Raw genomic sequence first — 12,372 nt, 5'->3', positions numbered from 1 at the left:
GCCGGCGCCGCGGTACGCGGCCGGCGGGTCAGGCACGGGCCACCGCACGGCCGTTGTGCAGGTAGGCGGCCCGCCCGTCACGCATCACGAACGTGACCACGGCGTGCCGGCCCTCGTCGGGCTCGACGGCGATGAACGACTCGCCGCCGAGGTGCGCGTACCGGGTGGTCGTGCGGGTGGCGCCCATGCTCTCCATCAACGGGCCGGGAATGAGCGTGACGTCCAGGCCGTCCACGGCGGCGGCGACCTCGTAACCGAGTTGCGGGCCCTGGTAGCGGCCCGCGTACGGGGTGCCGTCCACGGGTCGGGGAGTTCGCGGCGGCAGGGGCGGCGCGGGCACCGTCAGCCCGGTCGCCTCCTCGATGACCGGCCGTGCCACGTCGGCCGTCAGACCGCCGAACGCGCCGCCGTTCCCGCTCATCGCGATGACGAGGCCCGCCTCGGGCACGATCCGCCAGTACGTGCTCTGCCCGGGCGTGTTGCCGTCGTGCCCGTACGCGCCCCAGCCGAACAGCTCCACGCCGAGCCCCCACCGCTCGGCCAGCGCGCCACCGCCGCCGGGCACGTGCACCTGCGCCGTGAGCATCGCGGCCACCGACTCCTCCGGCAGCAGCCGCTCGCCGTTCGGCGCCAGGCCGCCGGCCGCCAGCGTACGGCCGAACATGACCAGTTCGCGTGGCGCCAGGCACATGGTGGAACCGGCCGGGGCGTTGGAGCGGGGCATCTGCCAGCGGGGGTAGACGGTGGCATCCGGCCCGATGTGGCCCGCGGAGGCACGGAAGAGCACGGCCTCGTCGGCGAACATCGCCGCGTGCGTGGCTCCCAGCGGGTCGAGCAGGCGCTCGCGCACCGCCTGCTCCCACGTGCCGCCGCGCAGCCGGGCCACCAGCGCGCCGAGCACGCAGTAGCCGGCGTTGCAGTAGGAGAACAGCTCGCCGGGCTCGTGCACGTGCCCGGCGGTGCGCAGATGGCCCAGGAACCTCTCCAGGCAGTCGTCACCGCGCCCGGTGTCCTCGAACACGTCGCCGTCGAAGCCGGCGATGTGCGCCAGCAACTGCCGGATGGTGACGCCGCCGAACGCGAAGTCCGGCAGGTACGTCCCCACCGGCTTGTCCAGCTTGACCAGCCCGTCCGCGACGAGCTGCATGACCAGCGCCGCCGTCCACACCTTGGTGGTGGAACCGACCTGGAACACGCTGTCCGTCGTGACCTCCACGCCGGTGGTCGTGTTCAGCACGCCGGTGGCGGCCTCGTGCAGCTCGCCGTCGTGCCACACGGCGACGGCCGCGCCGGGCACGCAGTGCTCGCGTGCCGCCTCGGCGAGGCGATCCCGCAGGTCCATGTCGGCCTCCTCAGCTCACCTTGGGGGTGGCGCGGGCACCCATGTGCATGTACCTGGTGCCGTCGGCCAGGTCGAAGAACACGGCGGCCATCCAGTCGCGGGCACCCGGCAGCCGGAACAGGAACAGGTCCTCCTCGACCGGCACGAAGTCGGCCTCCTGCGGCTCGTGCAGCGCGGCCAGCTCGCCGGTGGCCTCCAGGCGCAGGCGGGCCCCGCCGTCGTCGAGCACGCTCAGCGTGATCCGGGAGCCGGCCCGCTCGTAGACGCCCGCGTACGGCGTCACGTCCACGTCGGCCGGCGTCTCCGGCGGCGACGGCGGGGGCGGCACGGTCAGGCCGTCGAGCTCGGCGAACAGCTCGGTGGCCACGGCCCGGGTGAACGCGCCGCTCTGGCCGCCGTTGGCGGTCACGCAGACGACGGTCCCGGTGTCGGGCACGGCCCACAGCATGGCGTGCTGGCCGATGGTGTTGCCGCCGTGGGAGATGACCTGGTGGCCGCTCCACTCGTCGAGGATCCAGCCGATGCCCCACTGCTTGCCCAGCGTGTACGGGTTGGGGATGTCGACCTGCGGCTCCCACATGACCCTGGGGTCCCGCAGCAGGCCGCCCTCCAGGTGCGCCCGGCCGAAGGCGACCACGTCGGCCGGCCGGGCGCAGATCAGCCCGGCCGGGCCCATCGCCCGCATGAGCCCCCACACCGGGGTGGTCTTGCCGTCCTCGTGGCCCATCGCGGCTCGGAAGCGCAGCACGTCCTCCGGCAGCGTCCAGGTGTGGCTGAGGCCGAGCGGCTCGCAGATGCCCTCGCGCAGGACGTCGTCCCAGCGCTTGCCGGTCAGCCGCTCCAGCACCCGGCCCGCGACGACGAACCCGGAGTTGCAGTAGGAGTGGGTGACGCCGAGCGGATGGTTCTGCGCCAGGGTCGCGCAGGCCGCCACGTACTTCTCCACGCAGTCGTCGCCGCGGCCGGTGTCGATGAACTGGTCGCCGTCGATGCCGCTGGTGTGGGTGAGCAGGTGCCTGATCGTCGCGTTCTTGGTGGCCTCGGGATCGGCCACCTTGAACTCGGGCAGCACCTCGATGACCGGCGTGTCCAGTGTCAGCCGGCCCTGCTCGACCTGCTGCATGATCAGCGTCGCGGTCCACACCTTGGTGACCGAGCCGATCTGGTAGAGCGCGTCGGTGGTCGCCTCGACGCCGGTGTCGAGGTTCAGCGTGCCGGCCGCGAACTCGTGCGGCCCGCCCCGGTGCCAGTACGCCAGCGCCGAGCCGGGAACCTCGTACTCGGCGATCAGCTCGGCGAGCCGCTCACCCATTGCTCCAGCCACGCGATGATCCTTTCGTTGTAGTCGTACCTGTGCGAGGGGCGCCCGCCCAGGATGAACAGATGGCTCGCGCCGGGATAGCGCACCAGCTCGACCGGCACCCGCCGCTCGCGCAGGGCGGTGAACCACTGCTCGGCCTGGCCGACGGGGCAGCGGTCGTCGTCCTGGCCGTGCAGGAGCAGCGTCGGGGCGGTGACGCCCGCGACGTGCGTGATGGGCGACTGGGCGGCCAGGTCCCCGCGGTATTCGTGCACCTTCATCAGATGGCCGAGGTCGGAGGTGCCGCTCAGGCTCGTCAGGTCGCTCACGCAGCCGCCGGGGATCGCGGCCCTGAACCTGCCGGTCGTGGCCGACAGCCAGCAGCTCATGTAGCCGCCGTAGCTGTAGCCGGTCACGGCCAGCCGCTCGGGATCGGCGATGCCCTCGGCGATCAGGGCGTCGACGGGGGCGAGCAGGTCCTGGGCGTCGGCCAGGCCCCATTCGCCGAGGGCGGCGGTGTAGAAGTCCTCGCCGTACCCGTCGCTGGCGCGCGGGTTGACGGTCAGGACGGTCCAGCCGCGGGCGGCGAGGAGCTGGTGGTAGAGGTGGAAACCGTCGGTGACGGGCGACCAGGCGTTGTGCGGGCCGCCGTGCACATCGAGCAGCAGCGGGCCGGGGGCCGGCGCGCTCTCGTCGCGCAGCACGAAACCCTCGACCCGGGTGCCGTCGGGGGCGGTGAACATGCGGCGGCGGGCGGTGAACAGCTCGACGTCGTCGAGGCTGTAGTCGGTGAGTCTGGATATATCCGGCGCTGACGCGCCAGATATATCCGACATTTCGCCTGGCGTTACTTTTGTCGGTCCTGGGGTCATCACGTAGATGTCTCCCGCGCTGTGCTGCGTCGCCGCCACATACGCGACCACGCCCGCCGCCGTGCTGATCCCCGCGATGTTGACCTCGCCGGGCACCAGCCGCTCGCCGGGCGCGCCGTCGGCGAGCCGGTAGAGGTGCGTCGAGCCGCCGTCACGCGCGCAGAACAGCAGGTCCGCGCCGAGCAGCGCCGGGGTGCCGCCCGGGTAGCCGGGGGCGCCGGTCATGACGTTCCGGTCGAGGCCCGTCTCCACCTCGGCCCACCCGCCGGAGCCGAGCGTGAACAGCCGCGTATGTCCGATCAGGCCGCCCTTCAGCCCCGCCGCGACCAGCCGGTCCCCGAGCCACCAGACGCCGCCGCAGATGAGGTCGGGCTCCGTCAGCCGCTCGGGCACGGCCCCCTTGGCCGCGTCGACGGCGTACGCCGCCCCGCCCGGCTCCAGGTCCCGGTCGGTGCCCAGGTCGGCGGCGAACACCAGACGCAGGCCGTCGGGCGACCACGACGGCTCGCCCGCGTGGAAGTCGCCCGCGGTGACCGGGAAGGTTTCGCCGGTGGCCACCTCCGTGACGAACAGGTGCCTGGTCATGCCGTTCAGCAGCCCGGCGCCGTCGGCCTTGTGGTCGAGCCGGGCGGCCACGACGGGGGCGTCCGGGTCGGGCGCCGCGCCGTCCTCGCCCGTGCCGGCGAGCGCGGCGAAGGCGATGCGGGTGCCGTCCGGGGACCAGACGGCCGGGCCGGCGCCGAGCTTCGCGGAGGTCACCGGCGCGGGCTCGCCGCCGTCCATCGGCAGCAGGTGGATCTGCGGCCTGCCGTCCACCGGCCGCAGGAACGCCAGCGTCCGGCCGTCCGGCGACCACCGCGCGGCGCTCCCGGCCGCCAGCCGCCTGGGCTCGGCACCGGGCGCGGCCAGCCAGATCTCGGTACGGTTCTCGTCGGCGTCCCGGACGGCGGTCGTCAGCGTGTACGCCACCGCTCCCCCGTCGGGGCGCACCTGAGGATCGGAGGGGGCCGCGAGGCGGTAGAGGTCGTCGAGCGCGAGATGCGGCATGAACGAAACCGTAGGCCCCCGCCGCCCGGGGATCTTCGGTCCTCGCGACGAACGACACGGCCCGGCTTGTGCGGAAGCCCAACACGCGGGATCCACCACCGTGGCGAGCGCGTCCTGCGCCCGGGGCCTTTCAAAGGCCGAGAAATCGGGCGGCATCCCACGCGGTCGGGTGGTCAGGCCGTCTCAAAGGCCGAGAAATCGGGCGGCGGGCCACGGATCGGGCGGGCTAGGCTCCCTGCGTGCACTCTCCGGATCAGCTCCTCCCAGATCTGCCCAGCCCCTGCCGCCGACGCCCCCGCCGATGAGGGCCGGCACCCGGGCCCCATCGCTGTGGCGGGATCGCGACTTCCTGACCTTCTGGTGCGCGCAGACCATGTCGGTCGCGGGTGACTCGTTCGCGCTCATCGCGGTGCCCCTCCTCGTCCTGAACGTCACCGGCTCCGTCGCCCAGATGGGCCTGCTCACCGGCGTGTCGGGGGCGGCGTCGGTGGCGGCCGGGATCTTCGCGGGGGTGCTCGCCGACCGCTTCGACCGGCGCCGGCTGCTCATCGCCTGCGACGTCATCAGGCTCGTCCTGTTCACGGCGATCCCGGTGGTGTGGGCCTTCGGCGAGCACGTCTGGCTGCTCTTCGGCGTGCTGCCGCTGGCCGCGGCCGTGGGCATGGTCTTCCAGGTCACGTACGTGACCGCGGTCCGCGGGCTGGCCGGCGAGACCCGCGTCACCGAGGCCAACGGCATGCTGTACGCCACGGCCGCCGCGGCGGGCATCCTCGGCCCCAGCCTCGCCGGAGTGGTCTCCGGCCACCTGGGCCCGACCGCCGCGATCGCCATCAACGCCGCCAGCTTCGGGCTGTCCGCGGTCGGCGTCCTGCTCACCCGCCCCTCCCGGTACGCCGTCGAGGCGGTGGCGGCGCCCGCCCCCAAGGGACGTCCGTGGCGGGAGCTGCTGGCCGGGGCGGAGTTCCTGGTCCGGCACCCGGTGCTGCGTACCCTGACGATCCTGTTGTCGTTCTTCGTCTTCATGACCCTCGGGCTGACCGACATCGTGATCTACCGGCTCAAGCACGACCTCGGCCAGACGGACTCCGTGGTGGGCGTCGTGCTGGGCGTCGGGGCGGCCGGCACGATGATCGGCTCGATGCTGGTGGCCCGGGTGCGGCGCGCCCTCGGGTTCGGGCCGTCGTGGATCGGGGCGCAGGTCCTGTCGGGGCTGGCCATCCTCTGCCTCGGGCTGGCCGGCAACGTGTGGGGCGTGGCCGCCATCATGGCCCTCTACCTGGCGTGCGTCAGCGTGGCCGGCATCTGTTCCATGTCACTGCGGCAGCAGGTGACGCCCGAGCACCTGCTGGGCCGCGTGACCTCGGCGTTCTGGACGATCCACTTCTCGCTCGGGCCGGTGGGCGCGGCCGTCCTGGGCTGGGCCGCCGCGCGTTACGGCGCCACGGCGGTCTTCGCCCTCGCCGGCGCGTCCTGCCTGGTGCTCGCGCTGGTCGCGCTGCTCACACCGGTACGGCAGCGCCACGCCGAACGCGCCCCGGCCACGTGATCCGAAGCACCGGACCCACAGACCTCCCCCTTCCTACAGACAACGGAAAAGGGCACCCGAAGATCCGTCACCTGTTCGGTGATGTCCGGATGCATCGTCGTTAGCGTCCCGTGGGGGACCGACGCTCGCGCTACCGCGCGGCTGGCCGTCTCCCGAAGTGAGGGATGAGGTGACCATGGCCAAGCGGAGGATCGCGGCCGCCGTGGGGACCGCCGGGCTGGTGAGCACGTTGCTGACCGGAGCGGTCCCGCCGGCCCAGGCGGCAGCGGGTAGTGCCGTCGCCCGGCAGGCGGATAGTGCCGTCGCCCGGCAGGCGGATAGTGCCGTCGCCCGGCAGGCGGATAGTGCCGTCGCCCGGCAGGCGGATAGTGCCGTCGCCCGGCAGGCGGTAGAAGCCGGATCTGCGACGGTGGTGCCGCTGCAGGTGACCGGCCCGCCAGAGGACCGGCTGAACCTGATCATCTTAGGCGACGGCTACACGGCCGAGGAGATGCAGCAGTTCCGCGACGACGTGGACAAGCACCTCAACGTCCAGTGGAGCATCGAGCCGTTCCGCAGCTACCGCGACTACTTCAACGTGTACATGATCGAGGTCGTGTCGGGGGTCTCCGGCATCAGCTGTGACCCCGACGACGGCAACGTCCGCCGCGACACCCCGCTGAAACTCCAGTACGCCTCGACCTGCCCGGCCGACGCGAACGCCCGCGGCGTCACCTTCGGCCCCGGCGGCCAGGAGGCCCTGGAGCAGTACGTCTCCATGATCCCGGGGGTGACCCCGCAGAACCGGCAGACCCTGACCCTGGCGAACACCAGCACGTACGGCGGCATCGGCGGCCGCAACGCCACGACGACCGGGCAGGCGCCGCAGGGCCCGCTGGTCAGCCCGCACGAGCTGGGCCACTCGCTGGGCGGCCTACAGGACGAATACCCCTACAGCACCCGTAACGTCCCCGGCGGCCGGTATCCGGACACCGAGCCGACGTCGATCCACCACACCCGGCTGACCACCGAGGAGATGCGCCGGCAGCAGGCCAAGTGGTACCGCTGGCTGGGCGAGGAGAGCCTGTCCGGCGGCGTCATCGACCGGTACGAGAGCGGCCAGAGCCGCTCGGAGAACGTGTGGCGGCCGAGCGAGCACTCGATCATGCGCTGGATCGGCTACCACTTCGACCAGATCGGCCGGGAGCGGATGATCGAGCGGATCTCCGGGCGGCGCGACGTCGCGCAGCTCGCCCTGCACTCCACGCCGACCGACGCGCCGGTGTACCCGGATGACGTGCTCTGGGTCGAGACGATGCACCCGCTGTACCACGAGCTCACCGTCACCTGGGCGGTCAACGGCAAGACCATCAGGAAGACCGGGAACAGCCGGAACTTCGACCTCGGCGCGCACCGCGTACGGGCCGGGGACACCGTCACCGTCACGGTGTCCGACGACACCCCGGACGTGCGTGACCCCGCCGTGGCCAACAGCGGCGCGCTCACCCAGACCCGCCAGTGGACGATCGCCGAGAAGCCGTCCGCCCCGTCCGCCGCCGCGGCCACCTCGCCCGCCGCGGAGTTCACCTCCTCCACGCTGACCACCCATCCCGTCGGCGGCCAGGACGTCGTCTACGTCGAGACCACCCACCCGCGCGACCGCGTCCTGAACGTCACCTGGTCCCTCAACGGCAAGAAGCTGTCCAACCAGCACAACAGCCGCAACCTCGACCTCAGCAAGCTGCGGCTGCGGCCCGGCACCTACGAGCTCAAGGCGACGCTGTCCGACCCGGCGGCGCCCCGCACCGTGGCCGACACGCTCACCTGGACCGTGGACAACGTCGCGCCCGAGGCGACCTTCGAGCTGTCGCAGGCGGTCTCCTCGGTCCCCGGCACCCGTTCCCGCCCGGCTCAGTACACGTTCCGCGAGTGGTTCGAGATGGGGCTGAAGGCCACCGACGACCAGGAGGGCCATGTCGTCATCGAGTTCCAGCTCGACGGTGACGGCTGGTTCAACTATCACGGCTGGCCGGACGCGCCCGAGGGCACTCCTTACCGGTTCACCCCGTCCGGCACGGTCATCAAGGAGATCGCCTACGGCAACCTCGGCAGCGGCGGCCTCACCAAGGCGCCCTTCGAGCAGTCCTACCCGGACTTCAAGCCCGGCTACGGCCGCCACGAGATCTCGTACCGGGCCATTGACGCCGCCGGCAACATCAGCGCTCCCAAGAAGTTCACGGTGAACGTCCTCGACACCAACGGCGCGACCCCGCTGCCTCCGGGCGCCATCGTCGTCGACTGACACCGCCCGTCTCAGCCGGCCGTACGCCCCGGAGCGGATCGCCGGACGGGAGTCGCCCCCGTCCGGCGATCCGTCTTCATCCGTCCCCGCGCGGCCCGGTTCCATCCGGGTCAGGCTGTCCGGGAGGGCGGATGCGCTCTCGGTGGAGTGCGGCACGGTCGCCGGCGATGCCACGGACGACCACGTCAAAAGCGGGTGCTGAATGGGTAAGGCCTGGCATGCCCGCGTGCGCCCAGGGCATCGAAGGTGGCATGCGCGTACTGGTCGCCGGCGCCGGGATCGGGGGACTGACCACGGCGTTGAGCCTGCACGCGGCCGGGATCGGCTGCACGCTCGTCGAGACGGCCACAAAGCTGAAGCCCCTCGGCGTGGGCATCAACCTGCAACCACACGCCGTACGCGAGCTGATGGAGCTCGGTCTGGGAGAGGCGCTGACCCGGACCGCGATACCGACGAGCGCCCTCATCTATGCCAACCGGCACGGCAACGTGATCCTCTCGGTGCCGCGCGGGCGCGCGGCCGGATACCGGTGGCCGCAGTGGTCCGTGCACCGCGGCCGGCTGCAGATGATCCTGCTGGACGCGGTGCTGGACCGCCTCGGGCCCGAGGCCGTCCGCCTCGGCCTGGCCTTCGAGGACTTCGAGCCCGGCCAGGACCCGGCCGCCACGGATCCGGTGCTGGTACGGCTGCGCGACATGCGTACCGGTCAGGCCGTGGTGGAGGCGGCCGAGGTCGTGGTCGGGGCCGACGGGCTGCACTCGACGGTCCGGGCCCGGCTGCACCCGCACCACGACGAGCTGCGATGGAGCGGCATCACGATGTGGCGCGGCGTCACCGAGAGCGAGCCGTACCTCGACGGCGCCTCCATGGTGGTCGCCGGCACCGACGAGGGGGCCAAGATCGTGGCCTACCCGATGTGCGCCCAGACCCGCGTGCGCGGCAGGGCGCTGGTGAACTGGGTGGCCGAGGTACGCATGGCTCCGCCGGGGCCGCCCGTCTCCGAGGCCGACTGGCACCGCGAGGGGCGGCTGGAAGAGGTCCTGCCGCATTTCGACGGGTGGGTCCTGCCGTTCCTGGACGTGCCCGGGCTGATCTCCGGGGCCGGGCGAATCCTGGAGTACCCGATGGTGGACAAGGCTCCGCTGCCGCGCTGGGGCGAGGGGCGGGTGACCCTGCTCGGCGACGCCGCGCACCCGATGTACCCGGTCGGCTCCAACGGCGGGTCCCAGGCGGTGCTGGACGCGCGGTTCCTGGCCATGGCGCTGGCGTCCGCGACGGACCCGGTGGCGGGGCTGGCCGCGTACGAGAGCGAGCGGCGACGCCAGACCGGCGACCTCGTACTGACCAGCCGGCGTTTCCCGGTGGACGAGACGATCAAGCTCGTCGACCGGCGCGCGCCCGGCGGCTTCACCGACATCGGCGAGGTGCTCAGCGCGCAGGAGTTGCACGCGATGACCCGGGCCCACCAGAGCGTCGCCGACATGGACGTCAGAACGCTCAACGAGCGCCCGTCCTGGAGCGTGGCATGACCAAGCCCCGGCCGTTGCGAGGAGCGGCGCCATGACCGAGCTGACCCTGCCCGCGCGTGCGGGCGAGCGGCCCATGACCCAGCGCGTGCCCCCGCACCTGCAGCTCGACCAGCCCAGCCCGGACGAGATACGCGAGCGCCTGACCCGATGGATGGGAGACCACCTGCCGGACACCATGAGCGGATCAAGCGAGATCTCCGTGCCCGGCACCGTCGCCTACTTCCTGCGGCCCCACGTGCGCCCGGCGACCGGAGCCGTACTCATGCCGCCGCGCTACACCGCCGAGTACGCCCACGTCCACGCCGACGGCAGTCTGCACCTGTGCCTGGCACTCGCCGACCAGCAGAAGCTCCTGGACCAGGGCTGGGGCGAACGCCATCCCCTCTACGGCCAGGACAACCACGAGGTCATGCTGTACGCGCCCCGCACCCCCGACGAGCTCGACATCGCCAAGACCGTGATTGCCGCCTGTTACCGCTACGCCACCGGCAGAACCATGTGACGGGGACCCCGGGCTGACCCCGGACGCCGAGGCGGTGATGTGATCGGTGTCCGGGCGTCGGTCAAGGTCCTGATGCCGGCCGGTCCGGCGTGTCAGCTGGCTGGGCGGTCGTCGAGTGAGCCGGTCCAGCCCAGGTCCTCCAGCGTCACCCGCAACCCCACCTTGCCCCCGTCCACAGCCAGTTCATACTGCAGCAGCTCGGCCGTGCTCTCGTCCACGACCAGCCGCACCGTGAACGAGTGCTGCGTCGGCGCGGAAAGCGCGATCCCGGTACGGCCCAGCGAGTCGGAGACCCGCCCTTCCAGCTTCATGACCGGCTGGTCGGCCAGCACCCGGAAGAGCGCCGCACGGGTGCCCGGCCTGAGCGGCGCGGTCATCAGGTCCACGCCGGTCTGCCAGAGGTAACCGGCCTTGTCGGCGCCGGACTCCTTCGGGCTCTGCCGCCAGAGCTCGTCCAGGCGGCGGCCCAGCTCGTCCGCCTCGGTGGGCAGGTCCTTCAGGTTCCGCAGGTTCAGGCTCGGGTTGTCGATCGACAGGATCCGCTCCTCCGCGTCGTCGCGGGTCTTCTGGTTCCGGTCCGCCAGCTCGGGGGAACCGGCCGCGCGCCAGGCGGCCTCGTCCTGCGGGGAGCCGAAGGTGACCTCGACGTCCTGGTTGCTCACCGTACGGGCGACCTCACCGGCTCGCATCGGGCGCCAGGTCTCGCGGGTGTCGGCGCTGAACGCCGTGTAGGGCAGCTCATTCATCTTCAGCTCCGTGACCTTCCGCCGGAACTCCTCCTGGGCCGCGGCCAGCCGTCCCGGGTCGCCTTTGAGCTGCTCCTCCGTCCGCTTCTGCGCGTCGACGAGGGCCTTGATCCTGGCCGCGTACTCGCCCGGCGCGGTGTGCACCCTCATGTACGTGCGCTCGCGGACGTACCAGTAGCGGCCCGTCGCGGCCGGCTCGCGCAGCGCCGTCGAGGCCGCCGCGAGCAGGAACGAGCGGGCGTCCGCGGGCACGGCGGCGGCCGGCGGGCGGGCCGGTGGCTGTGCGGGCTCGCCGGAGACGACGACCACGGCGGCGGCCGCGAGACCGGCCACCGCCGTGCCCACCGCCGTGCCCGCCATCAGCAGGTACGGCCGCCGCCGCGAACGGGGCGTGACCTGGGGCGTGGCGAAGGCGCGGGCCAGGTCGGCCGAGCGGCGCCGCCGGTAGCCGTCGTCGGCCAGGTCGTCCAGCTCGCCCGGCCTGAGCTGGGCGAAGAGCCGGTCAGTCATGAGAGTCCTCCAAGGGTGTGGTCAGGAGTCGCGGCCGCGGGCGGGGCCCGTCACCCAGGCGGAGCGCCTGGCCGAGGCGCTTGCGGGCGCGGTGCAGCCGGACGTTGTACGTGCGGACCGAACAGCCCATGACGGTGGCGGCCTGCTCGGGCGGCAGGCCGTACCAGGTGGCGAAGACCAGCGCCTCCACGTCCCGCTCGGGCAGTGCCGCGAGCGCGGCCAGGGCTGCCTCCCGGTCGACGACGTGCTCGGCCACATCCCAGCCGGCCTGGTCGCGAGCGGTGGTCAGAGCCGCGATCCGATCGACCAGGGCCTGACGGCGGTGGCGCGAGGCTCGCTGCTTGGCCAGCAGGTTGCGTGCCACCCCCAGCAGCCACGGCAGCGGCGGCTCGGGTAGTTCCGCCAACCGCCGCCACGCCACCAGGAACGTCTCACTGGACACGTCCTCGGCCACGTCCCGCTCTGCCCGCAGCAACGCGTAGCCCAGCACGCTGCGGTAGTGCCGGTCGTAGAGGTCGGTGAAGCGCTCTTCGGGATCGTCCACACCCAGTAGTCCCTCCGAACGGCCACAAATTACCGCTCTTCCTCCGGATTCTCATCCATCGCTCCATCCCACTCCACCGAACCCACCCGGGGCTGGAAGGCGAGAGGCGGGCGTCGATCTTGGGGGGTCGGGCAGTTGGTGGGCGGCCTGTAG

Annotated in this window: 9 protein-coding genes; 4 read left to right on the top strand and 5 right to left on the bottom strand. The window is 72.3% G+C overall.

Translation table 11 applies throughout. From position 1 onward, the window contains the following. Positions 1-28 precede the first annotated feature (28 nt). The 3 genes from ABGB18_RS42915 to ABGB18_RS42905 are packed head-to-tail and all read right to left on the bottom strand — an operon-like array spanning position 29 to position 4,561. Entirely contained in the window at positions 29-1,342 is a 1,314-nt protein-coding gene (locus ABGB18_RS42915) for a serine hydrolase domain-containing protein (protein ID WP_347701446.1), read from the bottom strand. Positions 1,343-1,352: 10 nt separating this feature from the next. Further along, positions 1,353-2,666: a serine hydrolase domain-containing protein gene (locus ABGB18_RS42910; RefSeq protein ID WP_347701445.1), complete on the bottom strand. Its 1,314-nt coding sequence runs from the start codon at positions 2,664-2,666 to the stop codon at positions 1,353-1,355. Beyond that, on the bottom strand, positions 2,630-4,561 hold the full coding sequence (locus tag ABGB18_RS42905) for a S9 family peptidase (RefSeq protein ID WP_347701444.1): 1,932 nt from the start codon (positions 4,559-4,561) through the stop codon (positions 2,630-2,632). The genes ABGB18_RS42910 and ABGB18_RS42905 overlap by 37 nt, the downstream gene beginning before the upstream one ends. 301 nt (positions 4,562-4,862) lie before the next feature. Here ABGB18_RS42905 and ABGB18_RS42900 point away from each other — a divergent pair, with 301 nt between their 5' ends. The 4 genes from ABGB18_RS42900 (at position 4,863) to ABGB18_RS42885 (ending at position 10,419) form a co-directional block, all read left to right on the top strand. Then, positions 4,863-6,107, top strand: coding sequence for an MFS transporter (locus ABGB18_RS42900; RefSeq protein ID WP_347701443.1), 1,245 nt, complete (start codon positions 4,863-4,865; stop codon positions 6,105-6,107). Between the two features lie 175 nt (positions 6,108-6,282). After that, a complete protein-coding gene (locus tag ABGB18_RS42895) occupies positions 6,283-8,388 on the top strand; it encodes a M64 family metallopeptidase (protein WP_347701442.1) in 2,106 nt (701 codons plus the stop codon). A 251-nt stretch (positions 8,389-8,639) separates the two neighbouring features. Continuing rightward, the gene (locus tag ABGB18_RS42890) at positions 8,640-9,917 is read left to right on the top strand and encodes a flavin-dependent oxidoreductase (protein ID WP_347701441.1); all 1,278 of its coding nucleotides are present in this window, start codon (positions 8,640-8,642) and stop codon (positions 9,915-9,917) included. Between the two features lie 31 nt (positions 9,918-9,948). Then, positions 9,949-10,419 carry a luciferase family protein gene (locus tag ABGB18_RS42885; RefSeq protein WP_347701440.1) on the top strand — a complete coding sequence of 157 codons (471 nt, stop codon included), beginning with the start codon at positions 9,949-9,951 and terminating at the stop codon, positions 10,417-10,419. A gap of 92 nt (positions 10,420-10,511) precedes the next feature. Here the strand turns inward: ABGB18_RS42885 and ABGB18_RS42880 are convergent, their stop codons facing one another. Next, complete coding sequence (locus tag ABGB18_RS42880; protein WP_347701439.1) at positions 10,512-11,675, bottom strand: hypothetical protein; 1,164 nt, start codon at positions 11,673-11,675, stop codon at positions 10,512-10,514. Continuing rightward, a complete protein-coding gene (locus tag ABGB18_RS42875) occupies positions 11,668-12,219 on the bottom strand; it encodes an RNA polymerase sigma factor (protein ID WP_347701438.1) in 552 nt (183 codons plus the stop codon). Before ABGB18_RS42875 ends, ABGB18_RS42880 begins: the two co-directional genes overlap by 8 nt. Positions 12,220-12,372 lie beyond the last annotated feature (153 nt).

Origin of the sequence: Nonomuraea sp. B12E4, assembly GCF_039871825.1 — a bacterium.
Taxonomy (GTDB): domain Bacteria; phylum Actinomycetota; class Actinomycetes; order Streptosporangiales; family Streptosporangiaceae; genus Nonomuraea.
This window is presented reverse-complemented; position numbering and strand designations above follow the sequence as displayed.

What these genes read in the sequence shown, in the direction of transcription:
- ABGB18_RS42915 (WP_347701446.1), bottom strand. Translation starts at nt 1,342, where the DNA reads ATGGACCTGCGGGATCGCCTCGCCGAGGCGGCACGCGAGCACTGCGTG.
- ABGB18_RS42905 (WP_347701444.1), bottom strand. Translation starts at nt 4,561, where the DNA reads ATGCCGCATCTCGCGCTCGACGACCTCTACCGCCTCGCGGCCCCCTCC.
- ABGB18_RS42900 (WP_347701443.1), top strand. Translation starts at nt 4,863, where the DNA reads ATGAGGGCCGGCACCCGGGCCCCATCGCTGTGGCGGGATCGCGACTTC.
- ABGB18_RS42895 (WP_347701442.1), top strand. Translation starts at nt 6,283, where the DNA reads ATGGCCAAGCGGAGGATCGCGGCCGCCGTGGGGACCGCCGGGCTGGTG.
- ABGB18_RS42890 (WP_347701441.1), top strand. Translation starts at nt 8,640, where the DNA reads ATGCGCGTACTGGTCGCCGGCGCCGGGATCGGGGGACTGACCACGGCG.
- ABGB18_RS42885 (WP_347701440.1), top strand. Translation starts at nt 9,949, where the DNA reads ATGACCGAGCTGACCCTGCCCGCGCGTGCGGGCGAGCGGCCCATGACC.
- ABGB18_RS42880 (WP_347701439.1), bottom strand. Translation starts at nt 11,675, where the DNA reads ATGACTGACCGGCTCTTCGCCCAGCTCAGGCCGGGCGAGCTGGACGAC.